The 26,463-nt window shown below is 54.8% G+C and carries 15 protein-coding genes; 4 read left to right on the top strand and 11 right to left on the bottom strand.

From position 1 onward, the window contains the following. The first annotated feature begins 814 nt into the window (after positions 1–814). On the top strand, positions 815–1,699 hold the full coding sequence (locus SH410x_RS14675; RefSeq protein ID WP_473677211.1) for a carboxylesterase family protein: 885 nt from the start codon (positions 815–817) through the stop codon (positions 1,697–1,699). Positions 1,700–1,912: 213 nt separating this feature from the next. Here the strand turns inward: SH410x_RS14675 and SH410x_RS14680 are convergent, their stop codons facing one another. Next, a complete protein-coding gene (locus tag SH410x_RS14680; protein WP_473677212.1) occupies positions 1,913–3,148 on the bottom strand; it encodes an MFS transporter in 1,236 nt (411 codons plus the stop codon). Between the two features lie 388 nt (positions 3,149–3,536). Then, entirely contained in the window at positions 3,537–4,391 is an 855-nt protein-coding gene (locus SH410x_RS14685; RefSeq protein ID WP_473677213.1) for a LamG-like jellyroll fold domain-containing protein, read from the bottom strand. Positions 4,392–4,759: 368 nt separating this feature from the next. Between SH410x_RS14685 and SH410x_RS14690 the strand changes: the two genes are divergently transcribed. Continuing rightward, the gene (locus tag SH410x_RS14690; protein ID WP_473677214.1) at positions 4,760–6,403 is read left to right on the top strand and encodes a calcineurin-like phosphoesterase C-terminal domain-containing protein; all 1,644 of its coding nucleotides are present in this window, start codon (positions 4,760–4,762) and stop codon (positions 6,401–6,403) included. A 208-nt stretch (positions 6,404–6,611) separates the two neighbouring features. Here SH410x_RS14690 and SH410x_RS14695 read toward each other — a convergent pair whose 3' ends face one another. From SH410x_RS14695 to SH410x_RS14735, 9 genes are all read right to left on the bottom strand, one after another. Continuing rightward, entirely contained in the window at positions 6,612–7,631 is a 1,020-nt protein-coding gene (locus SH410x_RS14695) for a hypothetical protein (protein ID WP_473677215.1), read from the bottom strand. Beyond that, positions 7,628–9,412, bottom strand: coding sequence for a hypothetical protein (locus tag SH410x_RS14700; RefSeq protein ID WP_473677216.1), 1,785 nt, complete (start codon positions 9,410–9,412; stop codon positions 7,628–7,630). Before SH410x_RS14700 ends, SH410x_RS14695 begins: the two co-directional genes overlap by 4 nt. A 139-nt stretch (positions 9,413–9,551) precedes the next feature. Beyond that, entirely contained in the window at positions 9,552–10,487 is a 936-nt protein-coding gene (locus SH410x_RS14705; protein WP_473677217.1) for a hypothetical protein, read from the bottom strand. A 30-nt stretch (positions 10,488–10,517) separates the two neighbouring features. Next, complete coding sequence (locus SH410x_RS14710) at positions 10,518–12,824, bottom strand: DUF4838 domain-containing protein (protein ID WP_473677218.1); 2,307 nt, start codon at positions 12,822–12,824, stop codon at positions 10,518–10,520. Positions 12,825–12,914: 90 nt separating this feature from the next. Then, positions 12,915–14,390 carry a DUF1501 domain-containing protein gene (locus SH410x_RS14715; protein ID WP_473677219.1) on the bottom strand — a complete coding sequence of 492 codons (1,476 nt, stop codon included), beginning with the start codon at positions 14,388–14,390 and terminating at the stop codon, positions 12,915–12,917. A gap of 4 nt (positions 14,391–14,394) precedes the next feature. Next, complete coding sequence (locus SH410x_RS14720; RefSeq protein WP_473677220.1) at positions 14,395–16,719, bottom strand: PSD1 and planctomycete cytochrome C domain-containing protein; 2,325 nt, start codon at positions 16,717–16,719, stop codon at positions 14,395–14,397. Between the two features lie 936 nt (positions 16,720–17,655). Further along, entirely contained in the window at positions 17,656–18,807 is a 1,152-nt protein-coding gene (locus tag SH410x_RS14725) for an ISAs1 family transposase (RefSeq protein WP_473677221.1), read from the bottom strand. A gap of 358 nt (positions 18,808–19,165) precedes the next feature. Further along, complete coding sequence (locus SH410x_RS14730) at positions 19,166–21,277, bottom strand: tetratricopeptide repeat protein (protein WP_473677222.1); 2,112 nt, start codon at positions 21,275–21,277, stop codon at positions 19,166–19,168. Between the two features lie 56 nt (positions 21,278–21,333). Beyond that, positions 21,334–22,353, bottom strand: coding sequence for an AAA family ATPase (locus tag SH410x_RS14735; RefSeq protein ID WP_473668314.1), 1,020 nt, complete (start codon positions 22,351–22,353; stop codon positions 21,334–21,336). Between the two features lie 347 nt (positions 22,354–22,700). Between SH410x_RS14735 and SH410x_RS14740 the strand changes: the two genes are divergently transcribed. Continuing rightward, positions 22,701–23,954 carry a DUF58 domain-containing protein gene (locus tag SH410x_RS14740; protein ID WP_473668316.1) on the top strand — a complete coding sequence of 418 codons (1,254 nt, stop codon included), beginning with the start codon at positions 22,701–22,703 and terminating at the stop codon, positions 23,952–23,954. Continuing rightward, positions 23,951–26,422 (top strand): transglutaminase domain-containing protein, encoded by a 2,472-nt coding sequence (locus SH410x_RS14745; RefSeq protein ID WP_473668318.1) that lies wholly within the window; start codon positions 23,951–23,953, stop codon positions 26,420–26,422. The genes SH410x_RS14740 and SH410x_RS14745 overlap by 4 nt, the downstream gene beginning before the upstream one ends. Positions 26,423–26,463: the final 41 nt, after the last annotated feature.

The raw sequence follows: 26,463 nt of genomic DNA on the forward strand, positions 1-26,463 counted from the left end.
GCCAGGGAACAGGCGGTTCCGGTGCATCGAACCTGGAGTCAGCCCGAGCACTCGATACTGTCAGGCAATACAATATCGGCGGATCGGTTGAGCCGACCGCACAGTCTGGTTGATCGACGACTGCGGTTGTCAACGTCGACCACCTCAGCTGTATGCCACGGCATCGTGCGGCGTCTTCGAGACGCACGACTCGCAGACGATTGGTCCCCACTTCCGTCTGCGCTGATTCCACGGCAGCAGACTCAACGGATCCGCAGCAGCAGGAGGCCTTTCCAGCTGTGGAACACTGCCCTGCAGCCACTCGGCGAGGCGATGTTTTCGTGACGCGGGAAACCAAACTGGCGGGCGGGGTGACGTCATGGTCACGCGCCCAACGAAGCTTTTCGAGGTCGCTGTGGCAGCAACATTTGTCCCAGCAATACTCGGCCGAGGGGCAACCACAGGCACAGTCTTCACAGGGAAAACGCCCCTGTTTGCCAGGCGTGGGGCGAGCGATGGGCAATCCTGCCAGACCAGCAGAAAACGCTGCGAGCAAAATCATGCTCACGCAACGACGCAGGGCGACGGACATACAAAGACGGAAAATCACGATTGGCAAGAGCCAAAAAACGAACCAAGAACGGCACGCTCCTCACATCGAAAATGCTAACATAAGTCGAGATCGTTCTTCTAGGACCTGGTGAAAGAGGGAGTTGCGGCCTTTTGTCGCGACCGAATCTCTTTCACGATACCGGCCCATTTTGATGGCATGCGTCGGTGGATCCTGTGATAATGCTCTCCTTCCATCCACTCCCCCCTGAAAGGTGCCCACCTGATGAAACGAATGATTCTGTCTTTAGCCCTGTTGTTTTTAGTGCAGCAAGCGCACGCCGAAGAGACCAAGCGGTTGCAGAACGTGCCGTATGGCGAACACCCGCGCCAGGTTCTCGACTTCTATCAAGCGAAGTCAGAGACGCCGACTCCTGTCGTGTTTTACATACACGGTGGTGGCTGGCAAGGCGGTGACAAGAAGACCAACCCGCAAGCATTTCTCGACAAGGGAATTTCGGTTGTTGCCATCAACTACCGCTACGTGAAGAACGCTGTGGAAGAAAAGGTGGAACCACCCGTGAAAGCGCCACTCGAAGATGCCGCGCGAGCACTCCAGTTTGTTCGCTCAAAAGCGGGCGAGTGGAACCTTGATAAGAAGCGGATCGGCGCTACCGGTGGATCGGCAGGCGCATGTTCTTCGCTTTGGCTGGCATTTCACGATGACATGGCCAAACCTGACAGCGAGGATCCCATTGCACGCGAATCAACACGCCTCTACTGCGCCGCAGTCAACGGAGCCCAGGTCTCGCTCGATCCAAAAGAACTACGTGAGTGGATGCCCAACTATCGATATGGGGCGCACGCGTTTGGTCTGGGCGGATTCCAGGCTTTGATCGACAACCGGGAATCGGTTCTGCCCTGGATCAAGGAGTATTCGCCGATTGAAAACGTTTCCCAGGATGACCCGCCTATCGGGCTGTTTTATGGCGGCGAAGTGCCAGTGGTGGGGGCTTCTCCCAAAGACCCAACGCACTCAGGCATCATGGGTCTGAAACTCGCGGAGCGACTGAGCGACGTTGATGTTGACGTTGTTCTGGTCACGCCAGGCGTGAAAGATCCGGAGTATCGCAACTCAACCGAATACTTGATCGATCGATTGACCAAGTAACGAACGAGCAGAAAATTTCTGTCTGATATTGTGGCCGAACGCTCCGCGGTCGGAATGGTCGACCGCGGAGCGTTGGACGGCGAATTCAAGCAGTCATGTCTCGCTCGTTCGGAAACGCTGCAAATGAGACGCGAGAACCGTGAAAGTCCCGTCGCTGTGACGGGGCTTTTGCTGGGGGGCCAGCAGCACAAAATCTCGCGGCGTCAACGAAACTTACGCGGTCAATGCAACGGATTCCGCAGGCGGTCGCAACATGAATGATAGGCCGATGGCAATCAAGCCGAAACAGACCGCCACCACTCCTACGAGCCAATACTGAGTTAGCGGACCGCCAGGATAGACCTCTCCGATGATCGAACCGGAGATGAGCGGACCGATCCCTGTTGCAAAATGCGACATCGCAGTATTGAGACTTGTGAACGCCCCCCGCGATTTTGGATCCGCCGAACGCAACATCATCGCTTGGGCCGGCACCATACGGCTCGATGCAACGCACATGAAAAGTGTCGTGACGAGCACGGCAATGACCAAACTGACCGGCGGCAAGTTCGTGATCACCAAGGTCATCACGACCGCCGCACCGGCTGCCCCGGCGAAAACGCGTCGCGGGCCAAAATGATCGGTCAGCCATCCGCTGAAGTTCATCACAAACAATGAGAATAGACCCGCAACCGCGTAAACCAGCGGCAGACTGCTTCGAGAGACACCGCAGTTGGCCTGCAAATAGGGGGCGATATACGGAACGATCATGAACGTCCCAAAAATCATCGTGATCATGAACGCGAACGACCATAAGTGATTCGACTGGCTGGCGACGTCCAACAGAGTCTTCAGCGGATGCACGTGCAGATCCCGATGAGTTCCTGGCAGGGACGGCAAGAGCATCATTGCCGCCGCGAGCACCAGCGTGCCAAACGCCGCGATCGCGATGAACGGCGTTCCGAAATGGTGAAACGCATTGGCAAGCGATAAACCAATCGGCAGCCCAATGGTCGACGCAAAGGCGAACGAGGACGTCACCACGCCAATGGCGCGACCACGGCGCTGTTCGGGAATCAACTCGACGATGAATGCCATCACGGTCGAGGCCACGACGCCACCGCATAAACCCGACAGCCCTCGAGCGACCAGCAAGTGCGTGTAGTTGGGCGCGAAACCACAATATACTGTCGCGACCAGAAAACCAACGAACGACCAGAGCATTGTTTTCCGACGATCAAAGCGGTCGATGACCGTCGATGCGATGATGCCAGTGATCGTTGCACAAATCCCGTACGCCGACACGACGAAACCAAATTGACGCGGCGTGATGGAGAGTTCATGGCGCAGCTGATCCCCCAGCGGCATCACGATCACAAAATCCAAAATGTGCGTGAAGTTGATCGACGCCAACAACAGCACCAGCTTCCACTCTCCAGCGGTCAACGGGCTCGGACTCGACTTCGGCACCACAGCGGACTCCCTCACACAACAAAAAAACAGGTGAAGCACAACCCGCCCATCGGCAGTTGCTGCTTCGGAACGAGCGGAAAAGAAGTGGCCGAACGCTCCGCGGTCGGAATGGTCGACCGCGGAGCGTTCGACCACCATCTCAGACAGCAATTTTCCGCTTGTTCCTTAACCAGAGGCATGACCCCAAAATAGGATATTGTGCCCAAGTCCAGGAGCCTGGAGAACCACCCAAGGTTCGCTGCGGGTCATCTCCCGTATCGACGTGTGCTTGCGGAGGAAATACCAACCCCTAGCTGAGAACCCTGCCTGTGATAAATCGACGGGACGCCCGCCGCGATTTCGAATCTGCCGAACGGCGGCAAATCTCACTTGGGCAATCGGGCATTCATTCCGAGTCTGCACCGGGCGTTTGAGATTGGGTGGGGATGCCGAAATTCGCTAGCTCGTCTTCGCTCACGGCTCGATCAAAGACCGCCAAACCTCCGATCCGGCCGCTGTAGAAGTTTCCCCATTCACCCCCGCGATGGACCGCACCGACCGTGAACGATGCCCCCTCCGCTCCACCGTCAAAGAGTCCATCGGCATACGGAAACGGGTTGCGAAACTCCCAGGCGTCGAGTTCGCCATTAACGTAAACCCGTGAATCCCGCCCGTTATAACGCATTGCGACAACGGACCATTGCCGCAAAGGAATCTCGGTATCGCCACTCGAATACGTGACGCAGTACGGGAACCCAGGCGTGGGACCACCGACGGCAGAGACATGCCCATGAATTCGGTTGGACACCGGATAGCGTTTCATTTCGTCGGATCGAGTGGCTGTCGTCGCACCTAGAAACAAGCAGTACTGACGCTTTCGACGAGTCTCCCCCCAGACACCCGCGATCGCTTGCCAGGGTTTCGAGCTCTCCGGGTAAATCCATGCGATCACCGTGACCGCGGAATTCTTCCCATGCACATCGAGACGTTTCAGTTTGGATCGCTCGATCGCAAACCACTGCCCTTTTCGGATCTGAGCAGAGCGGCGTCCAAAGATGCCGCCCTGAACCGTCGCTATCGGACCATTGCTTTCCTTCAACGCATATTCACCCGACATACGGTCCTGCCCCGCCTCCTCCTGGAAATCCCAGAACGCGACCAACCCTGAGGCGGAACGAATCGAGTCTGCATCCTCGGCATAACTGCATGGCACCAATAGCAAACATGCCATCAATGCCACTAATCGAGCGATATTCTTCATCGGAATCACCTTTTTGCGTTTGAGGATTCAATCATAAACTCGCAAAGCATTTCTATCAATGTTGCAACAACCAACACATAACGACCAACGCATCCTCGATCGGTGAGCGGAAAGCGTTGGAATCCCATGTCCGGCTCATGAACAATTGGCCCTTCGTTCCATCGTCGACCCCTGCTTTGCTTGAGCCCCGCGCCGACGCGTTCTAGCTGGAGAAATGAAATGCATCATTCGTTGCCGCCGATCTCATCTCGTATTCACCAAATCTTCCCCGTTCCTTCGCTTGCAAACCAGCACCGATTGGATTCTCCTTCCCCTCGACGCGTCCGAGTGTCAAACCAATTGAACTTTCGTCCCTCTGAGAATCCGCAATGAATCCATCTCGACTTCACCGCTCTGCTCTGGCAGGGGTCCTCTCCTCCTTCATCGTTGTGCCCGTGTGGGCTCATGAAGGGCACGAGCACACGACCAAACAACATCCGATCAGCGAGTCGCCCAAGTCGACCGTGTCGGGATACGTTTTCCAAGACGAGAACGGTAATCAGCAACGCGACGAAAACGAAGCCGGTTTGCCGGACGTGAAGATTTCCAACGGACGCGATATCGTGTTGACGGACCAAGACGGCAAGTATGAGATTGGCGTCGACGACGATAGCATCGTCTTCGTCATCAAGCCGCGTGGCATGATGACGCCGCTAAACGAAGTCAATTTGCCCCAGTTCTACTACATCCACAAACCGGCTGGTTCACCTCCGTCGAAGTATCCAGGCGTTGAGCCGACAGGTGACTTACCAAACTCGGTCGATTTTCCATTGGTGCCGCAAGAAGAGCCGGACCAGTTTCGAGCTCTGATGTTCGGTGACACCCAGCCGCGAAATGTGCAAGAGGTCGAATACATGGCCCACGATGTGATCGAGCAGATCGTGGCGGCCGAGGCTCACGGTGCTTCATTGGGCGTGACCTTGGGCGACATCGTTTTCAACGACTTGAGCGTCTTCGAACCGCACAACCAAGCCGTGGCGCTGATCGGCATTCCTTGGTACAACATTATCGGTAACCACGACATCAACATGGACGCGGCCGATGACGCCATGTCTGATGAAACGTTTGAATCGATCTACGGCCCGGCCTATTATTCGTTCGACTATGGACCGGTTCACTTCATGGCACTCGACGATGTCATGTGGCATGGTGCGACTGACGAAAAGCGAGGCCACTACACGGGTGGCCTTGGCGAAGCTCAGATGGAGTTCATTCGCAATGATCTGAGTATGATCCCTGAAGATCAACTCGTTGTGTTGATGATGCATATCCCACTGATTCAAGTCGAAGATCGGCAAGAACTATACCGGTTGATTGAGCAACGCCCATTTGCCATGTCGCTCTCTGCACACACGCACTATGTGAAGCACCATTTCATCGACGAAGCCGATGGATGGAAGGGACCGAAGCCACACCATCACGTGGTCAACGTGACGGTATGTGGTAGTTGGTGGCGTGGTGCGCCCGACGAGCTGGGTATCCCCCACGCAACGATGAGCGATGGCGGCCCAAACGGCTATTCCATTCTTTCATTTGATGGGAGCCAATATGACTTGGAGTTCCATGCAGCGCGCCGTCCGGAAGATTATCAAATGAATATTTATCTGCCATCCGTCGTCAACGTGACCGAAACGCTGCAGACCCCAGTCATTGTCAATGTGTTCAATGGCACGACGATGTCCAAAACTCGCATGCGGCTGTTGCCGGACGGAGAGTGGCGGGAAATGGAGCGAGTCGAGGGCGTCGATCCCTATTTTGGGGATTTGAAAGAGGCAGAATTGGCAGAAAACCCGCCACAAGGATCTCCCTTGCCCGGCCCTTCTTTGACCGATCATCTGTGGCGTGCATTCTTGCCAGCGATCATGCCTGCGGGAACTCACATGATCGAAGTCGAAACGACTGACATGCACGGCAAGATCTATACCGACCGTGAGAGCATTCGCGTCGTCACTCCGCCAAAACCGCAGCGTTAGGAACGAGCCGAAAATTACTGTCTGATATTGTGCCCGAACTCTCCACGCTCGACCATTCCGACCACGGTGCGTTCGGCCACATGTTTTCCGCTCGTTCCTCACCGCAACGCATTGGAGAATGCTGAAACACTTTCCCGAACCGCGTGACCGAGATCACACAGACCGTCACCAAAAAACAATTTGCGGAGATGCGTTGTTGTGTGGCCGCCTATTGCGCGCTGGGGAAGTGTTTGTCCAACAAGTATCCCGAGCGAAGCTCCGCAATCTTGTACTCGAACTCCATCCAGTCCGGAATTGCTTCTTCAGCCGACGCGAGAGTCTCATCGTCCCACTCAACGGGCTTGCCCAACGAATCCGCGAGCGCTGAGTTTCGATCGATTACCGGCTTCAGAACTTTGTTGAAGAAATCGGGGTCACCGACCTCTGCATCGCTCCACAATCCAACGGCTTGCTTTGCGGTTGCAACATAGTTTGATCTCGCTGAACGCAGGATTCCTAACTTGATTTGCCGACGCTGTTGTTCGTCCGGTTTCGCGAAATGGATTAATCCAAAATTACCCGTGTCATGAACCTGGCCACCCCAGGTAACTGACGGCCCCCAACGCATCAAGCTAAACCGCCAGTAGTCGCCGTCGAGCGGGAGGCGATCGTAGAGTCGCTCCCAAGGAACAAACAGAAACGTCGCGTAGCCTGTTTCTAAGGCGCGCGATTCGAGCTGAACACTGTCTTTCAGTGAACGGTAGTGACGGTGCGGCATGCCCCAATCGTAGTGTGTCAGTCGTCCCTTCAACTGGTTTACCATCATCTGATAGTAGGGAACGGCATGCATGCCCGGGCTGAAGAACAATTCGAGCCCGATATTCTTGCCTTCATCGACAAAGCTAGCGATCTCGGGCTCTTGGCTGTGAATGTAGATATACCAGCCGGATTCATCGTAGACCATGTAGAACGATGTTTCGTGATCCGTCAATTCAGGATTCGCACTCACATCGCGCAGCGTGGTGGCATCGAGAATCAATTGCTTGGCCGCATCACTATTGTAAGGGACAAACCGGTTCTCTTTCGTTTCGCCAGACTTCACCAATTCTGACGTCGCCCAGGCACTCACGCCATAGGGTGGGTCCTGCATGAACTGACATTCGTAGACCTTTCGCCCCTCGAACTCGTCTGCACGAAGTGGTTGGGCCAGCGCTATCAGAACCAGGATAATGATTGTCAAGTAATTCATTTTGAGGATCCCATTACAGATTGAAGTTTCAAGATATGCTCGATCATTTCGAGTCGCACCGCATTGAGATCGGCCGATTTGTCGTCGAGCAATTCCAGCCACATCAGTGCCTTCTTCGCAGTGTAGATCGCCTCCACGTCGCCGCTAGCAATCGCTCGAGCGGCTTCCTGTTTGAGCTTGGTCGCATAGCGGACGTCGTCGATCCCCTCGCGAAATCCCTCCCACGCAATCGTGTCGATGACACCGTTGGATGTGGGATATACCAAGTTCATCTTACGGAACGCGCCTCCCATCACGTCATTCCAAATGTTCGATTTCTGTCGCTCGTACAGCGATGGATGTAGACCCGCATAGTACATGTAGTTGAATGATCCGTCGTAGTTCGCCTTGTACCGCGTCAGACCTTCCATCCGGCGGAAAACGTCGGGGTTCTCTGGACCGGTGTGAGGGCCAGCGTAGCTCGTAACCTTGGCTCCTATCGCGTGCCACTTATCAGCATGTTCGCGTGTCGGCCAACCACCATGGTTGGCATAGTCGATCACATACCCCGCCAGTTCGAAGTGTCTTCCCTGGTGCGTGGTTAACCACAATTTAATTCCCTTGGACGTGGTATAGCTCGCATAATCTCGGATGATCTTAATACGGTCCACACCGGCTTCATCCCAGCTGGCGATATAGATATCGCGGTGCCCGACTTCGCCGACGAGAGTCTCGATCAGGTCGTCAATGCGGGCCTTGTAATCGTCACGGCTCTTCTCCCCGGCGGGGTATGCCCAACCACGCGAGATTAGCGGCTTCATCTGAAACCCCGCCTCCTTCATCATCCGTAGCTCATGTTGCAGGTGCGCGATGGCTGCATCGCGGTCTCGTTGATGGCTCAGCGTCAAATCAGATCGACAATTGAAGACATTGTGCTCTATCAAGTTCTTGTAGATCCCCATCTGCAGGCGATCGGTGTCCTCTTGCGAGATATCCAATCGCCGGCACAGATCGAGGATGCCCGTTCCGTAGAGCGTGACCAGGTAGTCAAGATCGATATCATAGTAGGTCTTGGGCATTGGCAGCGTGAACGGCAGGACCTTCACCGCCAGTTGCACCTCGTCGGCGGGTTCGCCGTCAGCCAGCAGTTCAATGGTGCCGTGATACGTTCCGGCCGGACAATCTTCAGGAACTTTGACCGTCACCCAAATCTGCTTGTTTTCACCCTGTTGCAGGCGCAGCGGCTGCAACGTCTCGCTGTCGCGTACTGGCTCGGTGAGGTAATTGAAATACTCGGTCGCCTCGTCCCGCGGATAGCTTATCCAGCGGTACTCATCGCCAACACGCAGGTAGTTCTCCTGTTTCTGGCGATCGACTCGAACAAGATTCTCGTCGTTGAGTAATAATTCTGGAACCAGCTCGCGACGGTTGCTATCACCGAAATAGCTGTACCATGCGGTGCCACCTTGGTACCAACACTTGACCACTTTGAGATCAACGTTTTCATGCGGAATCGATATCCCTGCAGAGTTCGACAGCGCCGAAGCCTGAAGCGTCAACTTCGCGACATCGACGTTGGGCGAAATTAGAAACGATCCGGGTTCGTACTCTCCTGGCGTAGCCAGCAATCGCACTTGTTTGCCGAGCCGCGCATCCGATGGAATTGAGTCCGGCAGCCGTGGAATCGAACTGAGGGCAGGCACGTTATATAGAGTGAGTGGCGGATCGTCAGCGTGTCCGATGCCGATCAGAGCAACGCTCTGCAGGAGACAAAATAGTAATGTTGGCTTTATCGATCTCAATGGCTTTGTCCCAACGAGTATTCTACGGACTGAAAAAGACACCTTGTTAGAATTCCAATAGGTGCGTGTGTGCATCGTTCTACTTGGTGGCCGAGCGTTCCGTGATTGGATCCGTTCTGGCCTGATTGTTGACGGCCCCTTACGGCTTGGACGCGTTGATCGCATCTTCATCGCCAACGCGGACCAGTCGAACTTCCTCGAGCAAGCAGCTATACACCAGAAAAGAGGCGTAGACTGCCTCCGAGGGTGGTACGAAATAGGTTTGTGGACCGTATCGCCGCGTCGAACTCCGCATCAGTTCGTTGTCCTTCGCATCGAACACGCGAACGGTGACAACGGAATTGTGGCCGTTGCCAGTCGCCCGTGCTGAGAATGCATAGGTGCCCGGCTCCCGCAGCGGAATTCGCTGGCCGGTGGATCCGTACTTGGTGTCGAGGATGGTCTTGCCGTCCCGCTGCAGCAACTTTCCGCCAGCGGAGATATTTTGCCAGCCTGAATAGTTGTCAGGCCCCAGTTCAAACGAGGGATTGATATTGAGAGTGGAATCGTCGACGCTCGACTCCAACCGTAGATCCGAGAATACCAAGCGGACGCCGTTGCCAGAGGAGAAGCGGATCTGCGCCGTGACGGCATCTTGAGGTGTATAAAACACGTCGTGATAGTCGTGTGGTTTACGGTAGGCCATGGCATACGTTAGCCGCCGTCCGCAGGGCTTGCCGGCGGCGTCGATGAACTGAACCGTGCGTGACGGCAGGTGCGAACTGGTTTGCCCCATTTGAAGGAAAAGGTCAAACCGAGGATTCTCCTCGATCGACTCCACCTCGCCTTCAAAGGACGCCCTCAGCCTGAGGCTGTATCTGCTCGACGGCACCACGGGTACGTCTTGCAGATGGACGGTCGCATCGGCAACCTGCAGGACCGGCACGCCATCAACCATGGCACGCGTCACCCGAGCGGCCGTTGATTCGGTGAAGTAATCCGTAGGCTGGCCATCGGAAAAGTCGATCGCAAGCGGTGGTGCAGCCAACGCGGAATTGGATGCGATAAATATCAATAGACTGAATACAGTTCTCATTGTCAAAACGCCAAGCTCATTTGATATCCCTCACTCGATAACGATTGGGAAATTGCGATAGTAGAGTGGCTTCCCTTGATAGGAAACCTCTTTCGAAGGCTGTTCGCGATGACTGATCTCACGCGTACAGAACCAACGGACGTTGGTCGGTTGTCCCGCTACAAACTGAAACGTAGAGAGCGGGATACTGGCGATCGCTTCCCAGCCGGTGGGTGTTGGGCGAACGTTCAGGTTCCAGTTGGAATCCCAACTGCGGTCGAGATTCTTGGCGTCGTATTGGATACCGCCAGCGTTGAATGCGAATACGTAGCGGGCGCCGCCGCTAAACAGCCAAAACTCGACATGATCGCCTCGCGGCCATTGTTCCGTATTGGGTTCGGCGTTGGGAACTTTCGCTAACGGGTGACCTTCGAGACGAAACCGAAGAAAAAGTGATTCACCATCGTGTACCGCTTGCAGCTTCGTACTGGAAAAAGCTTGCGGGACTTCGCCATCGCGTGTGACCAGTTGGAAGTCGTCGTTCACCATCGGTTTCTCCCACTGGAGGGAATCAAAGTGATCCGCCTCGCCATGGATCTCGGGGATGTTAGCGACCATCAGCCGGGCCATGTCTTTGCCGAACCCTTGGTACTGTTCTCGCATCCGGCGAATCATCATTTTGGAATACGGGTGCTGCGCGGCCGCCTCGCCTTCGCTCAACAAACGCATGCACTCTTTTTCCAGGCCGCGATCAACGATCAGTCCCTTGTACACGCCGGCGATACTGGCATGACAAGAGCTGACGGTATCGTTGTCGGCCGCCAACCAACTGGTTTTGATCAAGTCGTAGTAGGCCCGCATCTGCGGAGCAGCTTCACGATAGGTCCGGTCAATGTAGTAGTGGTACAGCGCATCAACGTCCTCAGTCGGATCCCAAAACAGACGGGTATGCACCCATAGGTTCATCTGCCCAACGTCCCAGCCGAACTGGCCGTTGCCGATCCCATCGGTGCCGAAGTCGTTACTGATCTCGGAATAGATCAGCGAGTTGGGGTGGTCCGGTCGGTCCATCACGGCCCGCAGATTGGCTGCCGCGTAGAACCCCTGAGGCGACGGTTTAGCTTCAAAGTATTCGTAGAACCCCAGTCGATCGGTCATGGTCAGCCACTTTTCGAATCGCCTTCCCCAGGGTTTGGGTTGCCGCGGGTCGAGCAGCGGGAAGTGCTCGTTGCTGGTCGGATAGGGTGCAAACCAAATCCCCAGATCAGGGTGGGGCGGCACACGGGGTGGCTCCGCGAAATGGATATACGCCAACACGTGAATCGGGATTTCAGGCCGCAACTTCGTCCAGGTCTCCATCGCTTCGTTGATGAACATCATGATCTGCGTGGATCGAAACAACGGGTCTTTGATCGAATCCGGATCTTGGCATTTCAATTGTGTGCCGTCGGGCAGCGTTAACGGAGCGATGCAGCGTTCGCATTGGCAACAGAACCAATTGTCTCCCGGCCCCAAACGAACATGATCGACGGGGCGACCGAAACGGGCTTCATGCTTAGCAACATCATCGGCAAGCCCCTGGGCCCAAATGGCGGGTAGCTCTGGAACGCTCAAGCACATCGTGCCCTCGCCGTGCTTGACGAAGCGGCGGGCTTTCTTAATCGGGTCGTAGCCGAAATATTCCGGGTGCTGCTGCTGATGGCGAGCAATCGGAACGGCGAAATTTGTTCCGTAGGGTTCGACCTGGTCGAGGTCCAAAAAACCATCGTAGTTGGCACGGACATCGCGAGTGTTGTCACGGTTTCGCAGCAACCATTCACCCGTCGCACGGTGCGCCGGCCAATTGGGGCCGAACCGGCGGTTGAGAAATACTGGGATGTCGATGAAGTCCGATTCAGCCACTTCAAAATCAGGCGTCTGTCCGTGAACCGTTCCAAAATCCTCGTTCGGTCGGGCAAAGATCAAATCGCTGTTCTTCTCCAACAACGCATACAAACCGTACAGCGTCCCACGCGGTCGGCTACCGAACACATAGATATCGTCGCCCCGGCGGCGTACGGCAAACCCGTCGTTGCCTTGCAGTCGGTCGAGATCCTCGGGGAAGTCACCGGCAAAGGTGGTGCCTACGAAAACTTTTGTATTCGCCAACTCGCTGGGAGCCGAAACAATGGGCACTTTCGCCCCAGTGATCTTCTCAATCCAACCACGAACATCCTCCGTCGCGAAGGACTCCGCGCCCGCTGGCGTAGCCGGCAAGACAAACTCTCCCGTCGGTTTGCCATTGTTCACCAATGGGGCCGCCGAAACCGAGACAGCTCCCAAGCAGCAGGCGACGAAGATCGCCATTTTATGATGCATGGCGCGTTGGCCTCCTAAACGTGTAAAAAAGAAACATCGCGGCTGCTTTCTGGGGTGGGATTGAAGGAAGGAATGCAGCGAGAGGTGTCACTACGAAACGATTTCGTGCAGGACATTCGCTTTTTCGACGCCGGTCAGCCGAACATCGAGTCCCTGGAAGGGGACGGACAATCGCTCGTGATCGAGTCCGAGTTGATGGAGGATCGTGGCATGGAGATCTCGCACGTGACAGGCTCTGTCGATCGGTCCGAACCCGAACTCATCCGTCTCGCCGTAAACGGTGCCCGGTTTAAATCCACCGCCAGCAAACCACATCGTGAAAGCATCGATATGGTGGTTCCGTCCCGTGTTCTGCCGGACTTCTCCCATCGGGGTGCGTCCGAATTCACCTCCCCAGATCACCATCGTCTCATCAAGCATGCCACGCTTCTTCAAATCCGCAATCAATGCTGCGGTTGATCGGTCAATTTCCTTGCAGATGGCAGGAAGGTGCGTCTCCAGGTTCTCAGTGGGACCACCGTGATGGTCCCAGTTCGTATGGTAGAGCTGCACGAACCGCACCCCACGCTGGACCAGTCGTCGGGCGAGCAAACAATTTCTCGCGTAACTGGTTTCATTGGGATCCTTGATTCCATACTCTGAGAACGTCGCCGCCGACTCGTCACTCGTGTCCATCAACTCCGGGGCACTGGATTGCATTCGGTATGCCATCTCATAGGCGCTGATTCGAGTCGCAATCTCCTGGTCACCGGTCGCGACCAATCGCTTCAAATTCAGTTCATTGAGCGTATCAATGAGTTTGCGTTGTTCGGCGCCGGTAATCTCACCGGGCGTGGATAGATTCAGGATGGGGTCGCCCTGATTCCGCAGGGGAACGCCTTGATAAGTGGTCGGCAAAACACCGCTATTCCACAGGGTTGCCCCGCCCCTCGGACCACGCGGACCACTTTGCAGCACCACAAACCCAGGCAGGTTATCGCATTCGCTGCCGAGTCCGTAGGTGGTCCAGGCACCGAGACTCGGGCGTCCAAATAGCCCGGTGCCCGTATTCATAAATAGCTTCGCCGGCGCGTGGTTGAACAAATCAGTACTGCATGTTTTGACGATGCTCAACTCATCGATCATTTGAGCGCAATGCGGCATGTAATCGCTAACCCAAGTCCCGTTTTCGCCATACTGTTGGAACTTGGGAATGAAGCCGAGCAAATCCGTTTTATGGCTGGTTCCCATAAACGCAAACCGTTTCCCCTCGACAAAACTCGGCGGGATCGGCTGGCCATTGAGTTCATTGAGCTTGGGTTTGTAGTCAAACGTCTCGAACTGGGATGGCCCACCCGCCATGAACAGAAAAATCACGTTCTTCGCTTTGGCGGGGAAGTGCGCGACGCGAGGTTGCAGCGGATTGGTCATCTCTGTCGCCGCTGACTCGGCACACAGCTCGCGATCGGACATCAGCGTCGCCAACGCTATCGATCCAATCCCCATCGAACATTGACTGAAGAAGTGCCGACGTGTGGAGGACTGGAGTTGCTGTTGGCGACGTAGTGCTTGGTCGTTTTGATTCATGAGTTCACTCGCGGTTAATGGTTTCGTCCAAGTTCAGCAAAGCACGTGCAGCACCCAGTGAGTTGAGTTGGCTTAACAGTTCCAGCTCCTCATCACTGGGTTGACGTGATGTGCAGCGTTCAAACGCCACCGCGATGCCTTCGGTTTCAATTCGCGTTTTCAATGCCTGGGCGAACTCAAAAAAGGCGAGATCGTTCAGCAGGGTTAACGCTTGGAGGGGCGTGTTGCTACGAAGTCGCCGCGTGCAGCTCCCAAGACCGTCGGGGGCATCAAAGACATTGAGCGAGGGGAACGGGGTGGCGCGGTACACAAACGTGTAGAGTCCCCGCCGGTATCGATCCGCTCCGTCGCTCGTCCGCCATGTCCGGCGAACTTGTCCGAGGTTCATCACACCATCGGGGATCGGCGGAAAGACCGGCGGCCCCCCAATCTTCGGCGAGAACAATCCGCTGGCCACCAACGCGACATCACGCACAACTTCAGCATCGAGCCGCAGACGATTTTGACGTCCGAGTAACAGGTTCATCGGATCACGCTCTTGCAGGTCCGCACGCACCGTCGAGCTTTGTCGATAGGTTTCCGAGCTCAAAATAAGCCGGTGCAGTTCCTTGAGGCTCCACCCGTTTCGCTGCAACTCAGCCGCCAGCCAATCGAGCAAGTGCGGATGCGTCGGCGAGGTTCCCTGCAAGCCAAAGTCGTTCTCCGTCTCGACCAATCCACGCCCGAAGTACTGTTGCCAAACTCGATTCGCGATCACGCGTGCGGTAAGTGGATTTTCGGGTGAAACGATCCACCGGGCGAGGTCCAATCGATTGGGCGGATTGTTTTGCGGGTGCAGCGGAGGCAGCACCGCAGGCGTTTGCGGTTGCACCTCCTCATCGGGACGTGTGAAGTCACCCTTGATGAAAACATGGGACTGGCGTGGCTCGGATCGCTCGGCGAGTACCATCGTGGAAACGCCCCGGCCGAGTTGCTCGGCAATCTGGCCCAGACGCTTTACCCACTCGTCCATGGGCGAGTCGCTCGGCAGCACTCCACTGGCGACTGCAATCGCAACCTTTTGCTTGAGTTTGCGTTTTTCGGCTGGTACCGCCAGCGATTTGAGAGTCGCTTGGGAGAGCGATTTCTTGCTCTCCGGATCGAGCGACGCTTCCCACTTAGCGATTTCCACCGCATGCTCGCTGAGAAGTTTCTGCTGTTGGTCAGTAAGCTTTGTTTGTTCGGCGACCAGCGAGGGAGCATCGACGTCAGTCGGATAGATCTTGATCGACGGTTCGTCTTGGTTGTTAAAAAACGCAAAGAGTCGATAGAAATCCTGCTGCGTCAACGGATCGAACTTGTGGTCGTGACATTGAGCGCAGCCGACCGTCATCCCCAACCACACCGTGCCGGTGGTGCCGACACGATCAATGATACTGTCGATGCGGAACTGTTCGGGATCGATACCGCCTTCTTGATTGATGGGCGTATTGCGGTGAAAGCCTGTCGCAATCCGCTGATTTTGCGTCGCGTTGGGCAACAGATCGCCCGCGAGTTGCTCAATCGTGAACTGGTCAAAGGGCATGTCGGCGTTAAGGGCTTGGACCACCCAATCGCGGTACTTCCATATTTCTCGCGGGGCGTCGATGGAGTACCCGTTGCTGTCCGCGTAACGGGCCTGGTCGAGCCACCATCGCCCCCAACGTTCACCATAATGGGGACTGGCGAGCAATCGTTCGACGAGAGCGTCGTACGCGGCGTCGAAATCCACCTCCGACTCCTTGCGAAACGTTTCAATTTCCTCGATCGAGGGCGGCAGCCCGACTAAATCGAGACTCACGCGGCGAATGAGCGTTTCAGGTTTCGCCTGTTTCGAGGCGGTGAGATTCTCGCTAGCGAGTTTCGCATGAATGAAGGAATCGATCGGATGGGTCGCCTCCGATACTCCTTTTTGTGGCACCTCAACATCGCTGGTCGGCACAAATGCCCAGTGCATTTGGTACTCTGCCCCCTGATCGATCCATGTCTCGATTGTTTCAATCTGCGTGTCAGTGAGCTTGTGCCCGGTTTTTGCCGGCGGCATTCGCATGTCTTGATCTTCGCTACGGAGTCGTTCCATCAACACACTGGCGGCGGCGTCACCTGGGACGATCGCGCCCCCTTCTTCCACGGCCCCGACGCGACTATCGAGCCGCAGTCCGGCCTCCCGGGCATCCGCGTCAAAACCATGACACGCGAAGCAATTCTCTGACAAGATCGGACGAATTTCACGGTCAAAGCTGACCTCTTTGCCAACCGTGAACGAACCGAGCAGAAGGACGATCGAGAGTGAAATCAGTGGGCGAATCATTAGCACATTGGATAAATGGGAAAATATCTTCTGGCGCCATTGTACCCGTTCGGCGAGGTGCTCGCACTGAGAAACTCCAAAGCTTCGCCACGCGGCAGTCCGTCGCGGGCGTCGGGCCCCACCGGTGAAATGGAAATCGACAGACCGACGCTGTTGGACGACACCTCGTCATCTCCAATCGCGAAGCAACGATGACCATTTCGACCAAGAGCGGTGCACGATCACGATCCCATCAGGGCCAAACCTCTATGCACGCGTCGGCAAGCATCGTTTGTAACACACCACCGACAATCCGTTGAGTCTTGTCGATCATCGGTGCAAGCGTTCCAGAGTCGCTGGTGGATGCTTCGCACTGGTGACTGATCGAGGAATACAAATGTGACGGGAATACAAATGTGACGGGGGTAATTCGCAGGGGAAAACCGTATCGGGGCGACGCCCTAGCAGTTTGCCGAGCTCAGGCCATCGGCCTGGGCTCGTGGACACCAATCATCGCCGTAGGGCTAGCGGCCCGACGATTTGCAACATCCATCCCAAACATATTGGTTGTCGAACTCGATTCCGCGACGCTCACACATCCGGCGAAACTCCTGCTGAAAAGACGTTGCCGGGGAAACTAGGAACAGGCAACGAATAGTAACGCCGAGGACGAAGTTAGCAGCCACTTCTGGGAAGGACTTTTGCGGGCACAGGTGCTCCTCGCAATTTGATTGCTCGGTGGCTACACAGCGTGGTGGATTTCCAAGGCATTGACTCCTGCGTCTAATGATTTCTTTGCCTCGCAAGAGGTTAGGCGAGACACTGAATTGTGCCGGGAAAAACGGACGCGGGCACTACGGCGACGCTGGCCTGCGAAGGGATATCTCGGTCGATAGCTCGCCAATAGTGCGAAAAGTCCTCGACGAGAATGCTCCCCGTCGGCACGGCAAACGCACACTATAGCACGGGAATTCCCAGTACTTTAGCGAGATAGTCCAGGTTCCAACCAGCGACTCGTCGCCTCATCGCAACGCTGTACTTGTCGTCTTGCTGCTTCAGCATGCTCAGACCGAAGCGTTTCAGCCACGCCATATTGTTCGCAGTGTTTCGCTCGCGGACTCGATTTTCATCCTCGCGGAATGTCACATCGAGGCACCAATGAAGCGTATTCTCGATCGCCCAGTGACCGCGTACGTAGCGAGCAAACTTCTTTACTCCCGGTACAATCGAAGCGATGAAAAATCGAACCTCGGTTGAGGACTTTGAGCCGCTCTCACTTTGCCGGATAGCGACACCTATCGTGCGTAATCCTGACCATTTGTCGAAGTTCGCAAGTTCCTTCGGAGCCCGCATATGGTAGTAGGTGATTTCATCCACACGACCGTGTCCTTTGAGAGTCTCAGCGTAGCGGCGTACCTTGATGTCCGCGAAGTCATTTTCCATATGCTTGGTGATATAGTCCCGTACGGAGTCATGCAGCTTTCCCTGGTTGCCCTTGAGCGCAAGAACAAAGTCGCCTTCGCCATCAATGATCTTCTTAGCAATCTCTCGCTGACACCCTGCAGCGTCGATCGTGACCACCGCCCCCTTGATTTCAATATTGTCCAAAAGTTCAGGAATCGCAGTGATTTCGTTAGATTTCTCTTCCGTGGCGAGTTGCCCAAGGCTGATCGAGCGATCGACTGCCCAGGCGCTAACCAACCACAAAGGCCCCAGTCCTTTTGACCGATCGTGGCTGCGTCGGAGAGCCTTACCGTCAATCGCGATCTGATTCATCGCGGCATCTTCCTCCAACGGTGCAACCTTTTGAATCCATGCCTGGAAACAGTTCTGAAATGCGAGTGGCTTGAGGGCTGCAAGCAAGCGTCCCAACGTATCGTGAGACGGAATACCGTTGGGGAGTTTGAGATGCTTTTTCAACCATGCTTGATTAGTGTCCGCCCAGATGCCGATTGCTTGCGGTCCATCGGCTCCTGCAATGACCGCCATGATACAAATGACGAGTAGATCGCCGAAGATATGGAGTCGATTAACGTGGGAACGCGGGTCGTTGAGTTCGTCAAAACAAGTGAGTATCGAATCGACGTTATCGAACTGGATTTCGGCCATAGAGATGAATATTGGAAAGCGATGGGAAGCAAACAAATCACCTCCATATCATCACCTAAAAACCGGCCGAGCGCAACTCGACGCATATTGCCTATTTAACCCAGAGTGCGCGTTGGCCGTGCCCCGTCGGGGACTTCCTTTTTTGCTCATTGGACGCATGAGCAAAAATTCCTGAAAAATCCAACATCCGGCACCCCTGCCACTCAATTCCGAGAAGAACCAAACAGGTAGGCGTAAGGGAGTTGATTTTCCGCGTTCGCACGGTCGGTTGCTTGTCGGGAGTGAATGAGCGAGATATGCCGGATCGAGCGGCGGTCAATACCCCTAGTTGAACACAACGGAATCAACTTCGTCCCGTTTAGTTCCGTTGGCTTGCTGGTTTGGATGCGGATTCCTCAGGCGGATCCTCACCCTCAACAAGATCGGAAAACAGTTGGTCGACTTCACGCCGCATCCGAGCGGCGATCGGTGATCCGTCGAGCGACCCAAGGTCCGACTGAGTCAATTCAACGAGTGGCTGAAAGAACTTTTGATGAAAGTCTTCGACGACTACTTCGGCGAATCCGTCGTCGCTCGCAATTTGGACAATCAACTCCATGTGGTGTGACTGATCATTACGAAACATTTCGATTAATAGCTGTTGTGAATCAAACGGACGAAGATTGACGATACAGCCTCGTCCATGCTCAAAAAAACGACGTGAGGATGCTAATGTCGAGACAATTTCTTGCTCAAAGTCTGAGCCTTGATGGGTCAATCGAATCGGAATCTGAATGTCCAGGAGGCGAAACGCTTGCGGAAAATCACGCATCGTTGCACTCCAGAAGCCGATGGCCTGTCGATATTTGCCTAGTTCCCAAGCCGACTTCCCGGCGATTGCTGACACGAAGGCTCGAAACACCTTTTCGGCGCGGGGCGGCAAATCATGAAGCGATTCGTTGGCGAGTCGCAATGCTTCGGTGTCGTCGCCCTTGCGTAGCCGGACGGCCGCATGAATCGCATTGAGGTAGGCGGGAATCCACGGCTGCTTTTCGACCTTCGCAGCCTCGGTCAACGCCACTTCTAAGACGCCTAGCGGAACCAGGTCAAGCAACATGAATCGGTGCCATGATTGCATCTGTGTCTCGATGCCGGGGGAACCTGGCGTGTAGGGACTCACAAGATCAATGACACGATCGCGACTCAGCTCGCTCGTAAATTTTTGCTTCGTCGCCCACATTGATGTTTGAAGCAACGCGATTTCCGCCATCGTGCTAGCGGTGGGTTTCGAGCCGACCGACAGTTGCTCCTGCAATTCTTCTCGCTCATATTTTTGAATGGTCCAGAGAATCAGTGCGTCAGAAACTCGCAGATCACGGAGGTCATTGCTTGTCGACGCGGGGCGGTCGGGTGAGTCCGTGGCGCGACGTGCAAACCGAATAGCTAGGTCTGAGCGATTGTGGGCGAGAAGAACCGAAGCAATCGCTAAATTCGTATTCGCTTCATCGTCTTGCAGAGTGTAGGGTTCTCGCTCACCACGATCGACCTGAGCCTTTTTCATCGCATCGAGTGCCTCGGAAAAACGCCCCTGCTGGACCAGCAGTGCTGCCAGTGGAGCATACGGCGTCGAGTTGCTTAATCCATCGGTTGCTTTCGCCGCAGCAAGAAATGCTTGCTCCGCTTCTCCAAACTTAGCATTGTTGATCGATGCCAAACCCAAATTGTATTGCAAGACTTGTTGCTGTGGAAACTGTTCGCACATCGCTCGTGCTGCCTCCAGGCTCGACTGACGACTCTTTTTCTTGTCCTCGATCACCATCAGTGAATTGTGAGCGTTGACTTCGAACTTCCCCGATCCCTTGTACTTCGCAATCTCAGCAGTTGCCTCGTCGAACCGCTCGAGCTTTATCAACGCAAACGACTTCAGCCAAGGAACCGGTGCGAAAACACTTTCGATGCGATCCGCCACCAAAATGACCTCTTCGGATCGGTCCATCGCATTCAAAATATCCCATTCGGTTGACAGTGCGCGGACATACCATTCCTGTCCGATTGGATCTCGAGGATTGGCTTCTCCCATCGCTTCGGCTTGTTGTCTCATTCGACGAATCGAGTTCAACGCGTAGGGCAAATCGCCTTCGGCGAAAGCTTCGACATGCGCCATCGAGTAAAGCCCGATCATGGATTCTGAATCTTTTCGAAGGATTTGCTCAGACAGTTTTCGCGCCAGAGCGTATTGCCCATCGTTGATCGCAGAGAAAAGATCTTTCTCGACCTGCGGCCTGTCAGCCATGATGGTTTCGTTCATCGATATTTCAAATGTGTTGTCCCAACGCTCCCAGTACGCATCGTATTGCTCTGCGTCGTCCGCCAAGGGCTCTTCGGCAAGTGGGATGATTTCCGGGAATCCATCGACGACATGCTCGAACGGGCACTCAGGATATTGATCGATATTGCTGTGGCAGCCAAGAAAAAAGGTGACTATCAACATTACCGCAGCTACCAATCTTGGCATTGTTTTCGCGGCATTCGATCGGGTGGGCCGTTTCATTTTATCGATTGGCGGCAAAGAGTTTCGATGACAGGCAGCATGACGTCTTCGACAATTTCGTCACCGCTTGCCATGCCTGGCTGCAATTCCAAACGATGACTGAATAGTGGTATTGCAAGTGCTTTAAGGTCATCGGGGGATACGAAGTCGCGCCCACGCATCATCGCTCGAGCCTGGAGGGCGGGGATCGCAACAACCAGAGCTCGCGTAGAAATCCCCAGAGAAACCCGCGAATCGCTTCGCAACCTACTGGCAATCTCAACTAGCGACTCGGTAATCGATCGATCAATTTTGATATCACGTTTCACGATATCACGTGCTCGTGAGATCGTTTCAGGGTGAATGACGATGGAACCGCCGCAATGTTTTTCCGAGTTGAACGCAGACTCAGCGGGCTCATCGAACCGACATTGCGGATACTTCATCGCCAACACTTCCAGCTCGTGTTCTCGCGACAAGAATGTCATACGCACCTTAAACATGAAGCGATCTAACTGGGCTTTGGGAAGCGGATAGGTGCCCGCTTGGTCCAGCGGATTCTGAGTCGCGATGACTAAGAATGTATCCTCCAAAGGGTGCGTTAAATTGTCGACCGTCACCTGCTTTTCAGCCATCGCCTCCAACATAGACGCTTGCACCTTCGGGCTGGTGCGATTGATTTCATCTGCTAGGACGATATTCGCAAAGACTGGCCCTGGCTGATACGTCAGAGCATTTCGGTTCGGATCAAAAACTGTCGTTCCCGTTACGTCAGAAGGCAGTAGATCGGGCGTGAATTGAATGCGGCGGAAGGCAGCAAATCGTTCGTCAGCGTCAGGTGCGCGATGGATGCACCGGCCAAGCGCTTTTGCGAGCGTGGTTTTTCCAGATCCAGGGTGATCCTCCAAGAGCACATGCCCGTCGGCAAACAAAGCGATCAGAATAAGATCAATGACATCCGACCGTCCCTGAACCTCCGCTTCACAGGACATCTTTAGCGTTCGATAGACTTCATAGACATCCGAAAGTGACTTCACCGCTTGCACCTTGCTTAATCCAGTCTTCTAGATGAGGCACATCGCAACATGAAGAAGAAACAACACTGAACGAAATATTTACTCGCGCTTCTGGGAAGCGCAAATTCCGAATTGGGTTCGTGGTATTCTAGCGTATGCGTGCGATCAACGCGCATGCCGCAATCATGTTACATTGAGAAAATGCTGCTCAAGTTAGGAACGAGCGGAAAATGACTGTCTGATATTCTGGCCGAACGCTCCGCGGTCGACCGTTCCGACCGCGGAGCGTTTGGCCACTGATTTTCCGCTTGTTCCTTAGAAGCCATCGCGTCTGTTTACGTTCCGCAAGGGCGGAGATGATGAATCGAGTGAAATCAATTCTCTTGTCGTGCATTCACTGGATTCCGCTCACGCCGCGCGGCGCGGTGTTGATCCCAATGGCATGGCTTGCGCTGCGGTATGTAGCATTCCCAAAACACGACATTGTGTTGCTGGCTGCCTGCATCGGCGGACTGTTTCTGATTTTCATGTTGGCACTGGCGGTTTTGAGTGCGGGCATGTGGCTCAGATTCATCCACCTGCAAATCCCCGGAAATATTGACGCGATGGAGACTGTTCAGTGTGCAACGGGTCTGATCCTGCCTACGCTCGCTCGAATCCCCTGCATTGTGGTGGACATCCGTTGGCTAAATTGCGAAGGCGTCAACGTCACTTTGGAACGCGACCGTGGCGGCTTACACGAGATGATCCGACCGAATCAGCGAGTGCAGCGCAGCGAGGTGGTTCGGAAGTTCGAGGTCGGAGATGTTTTCGGACTGTGCCGCGTTGGATTTAACAAGACGTCCCCGCAGAATGTTCGCATCGAGCCGTTTCCTGCGACGAGCTGCAGGTTTGTTCAGGTACGTCGTGACCAGCAGGGCGACGAATTGGTTCACCCAAGTGGCAAGCCCCACGGTGACTTAATCGAAATGCGTCATTACCGGCCAGGTGATCCACTGAAATTGGTACTGTGGAAACACTATGCAAGAACGCGGCAGTTACTGGTCCGGCAACCGGAAAAATCGATCGCATGCCTGTCGCAAACAGTCGCATGTTTCGTTTCAGGACCTGGAGACGAAGCTTCGGCAGGTATCGCACGAACGCTCGTTGCGGAACTGACTCAGGCTGGCGAGGAAATATTGTTCCAAGCGGACGGCTCAGCGACGGCGACGGATTGTTTGTCAGAGGCGATTAAGCAGATTATCCAGTCGGCGGATGTACGCGACGAGGGTGGTCGGATTATCTCTGGAATCGCATCGGAAGTAAAAGACAACGTCATCAAGCACTGCATCGCATTCTTGCCCAGCCAACCAGGCGTGTGGATCGATAATGTTCTGGCAGGAAAAGCGGCTTCCCAGCTACAAATTGATGCGATCATCGGCGTCGATCAATTGACTGCCCCGTGGCGGAGTCGATTCCTACCGGATTGGGCGTTTCGGCGTGGCGCCAGTGGTGCGATTGAGCTGGAAGGAGTCCGCACTGTAGTTGATCGCCTTTCCGCCGCGGGCATCACGACCCGCATTATCCATCGACGTTCAGGGCGCGCACTCTCCACGGTAGCTTTAGAGAGTGTGCTGCAATGATGGGTGCTCGTTCGCGTTCGATTCAAGACGCCACCAAGGCGACACCCGAAAATTCCGGTGAGCGTCTACATCCGCTTCTAATGGCATTCGGCTACGGATTGTCTGCGATGGTGCTGTGTTCGGCGATCGCGAATGCCGCCGGAGTCATTGCCGGTGGGTTGGGAGCGTTTTCGGGGGTATTTTTGTTTCGCTGGCATGTCGATCAGAAGCTACGCAATTCTGTTCCTGTCGCAACCGGTATCTCGCTGATTCTGTTCGGACTCTTTTTGCCCCAATGGCTCGGACGCGGGTGGATTGTGCCAACCGTAATCGGTATCTCGGCGACTCTTGTGGTGTTGCAAACAATGACTTTGGCGACGATCGGCGCGGGAACGGTGCTGTTTCTTCGAGCAGTCAGCCACAGTACACGTGTTTTTTCAATGCTCGACGGCGTTGCAATGATCACGGCGATCGGTCTGCGATTTGCTGGTCATCGGAACTACAATTGGGGCAACCCGCGTTTTTTCGCAGACTGGGTTGGCATACAGGGCTACGAGCTACCGCAGCTATTTGCTTTGCTGGGTTTGTTTGCGCTATCGATTGGGCTGATCGCCAGTATGCGGCGAACCGATCGGTTACATGCTGCAGCATCCATCATCACGCCCCTTCTGTTGTTCCTATGCCTGCTTTGGATGGGTGGCAAGTTCCTGCAGAATCTCACGTTTGAGCTCACTTCTCACGCTGTATCCAGCGGAGGCTCCGTATCCTTGGACGGAGGCGTAGCCGCGGATGGAGGCGAAGCCGCGGATGGAGGCGAAGCCGCGGACAGTCAGAGTGGGGGCCGCTCTAGTGAGATAGACGATTCACAGTCATCGGGACCGGCATCTACTGGGGCGGGAACAGTTGCGGGTAAATCTGACCTGCGAGGCTCCAATGAGACCGTTTCCTCCGAGACGGAGGCCGGTGGAGGCGGAGGGGCAGCAGGGAAGGAGGATACCAAGGCTGCGTCCCACTCCGCTCCTGACAACAAGAGCAACGATCCACTCCCTCGAGTTGCTAGTCAATCCAGTTCACCTCGACCCATTGCCGTCGTGCTACTGGAGGAGGATGTCCAGCCGTATGAGCAGATCTGGTACTTTCGCCAGACGGCGGTCAGCCTTTTCAATGGCAAACGACTGGTGACCGCATCTGACGACGCTTACGACACTGACATCCCAAGCGGCTTTTCGGACAATGAAGTCTTCATCGGTGGAATTCCTCTTCCCGAACACATGCATCAAATCGTTCCGCTGGTCGTCAACTTGATCGCAGAACAACCGAGGCCGTTCAGCCTGCCAAGTCTGATTTCTTTCGCTCCGATACCGAATCCGAATACTAATTTCTTCCGTCAAAGCTACCGTGCGTCTAGCTGCGTGCTTACCAATTACTTTGATGAAGACGATGAAGATGACGAGACCTACGACCTCTATGCCACACTGTCCTATTTCGACAGCGGAGACTCGCAATGGCATGCGTCCGTGCGTGAGCACTATACCCAATCGCCAGACGACCCACGGTACAAACAGTTGGCCGAGAAGATTATCGCGGAGCAAATTACGTCGGAGTATGAGGATGATCTGCAGGATTCAGCAATGCTCAAAGCGCTGGCGATCAAACGCTGGTTAGAGAAGAACACGACCTATTCTGAGGACCCCAGGTTCGACAACTCTGAAGTCAATCCCGCCGCGCAGTTTCTGTTCGGCGAGCGGCATGGGTATTGCGTTCACATTTCGCACGCAAGTGTCTATTTAATGCGTTCGCTTGGTATTCCGGCAAGAATTGGGACCGGATACATGGTACCGAGGGAACGTAGCGGCAAGTCATCATCGATTCTGATCCAATCAACCGACGCCCATGCGTGGGCGGAGATCTACCTTCAAGAGGCTGGCTGGATTATCGTCGACGCCTTCCCCGAAAAGATCGACGAATCCACTCAGTTACCACCAGAACCCGACAAGACGCTAAGTCAATTCTTGGCAGACAAGGCCCGTGGCAAGGACAAACACCAGCAGCATATGCAAGAAACACGGAAAGTTTCACGTGGGTTTCCGCTCCGCATGAAGCACATACCGTGGGGGCTGCTGCTGGGGATCTTGGTTCTCTATGGAGTCAAATTTTGGATTCTTTTGTCGCCGCGATTCGCCAGTGATTCTGAACGGATACGTGTCACACAGAGAGCGACAATCATGCAGTTGGCGGAAATTGGGATTCAACGCCATTTTGGCGAAACACGAACAGAATTCGGAGTTCGCATGGCCATCAGCTATCCCGAGTTTGCGAAATTAAGCGAGTGTCACATACGGCAGACTTATGGACGCGGTCATCAGCTAGCGCGAGACGTCTGTTTAGATATTCAAAAACAGACCTCCCAACGCGTGCGTCAATCGACAAACCTTCTGAAATGGCTCGTTGGCAGACTCGACCCTCGCTTTTGGGTACTGGTACGCTGACTACCCGTCTCCGCCCCCGAATCGAAGTCGCCGCGATTTCT

The sequence above is a fragment of the Rhodopirellula sp. SH410 genome (assembly GCF_055811895.1).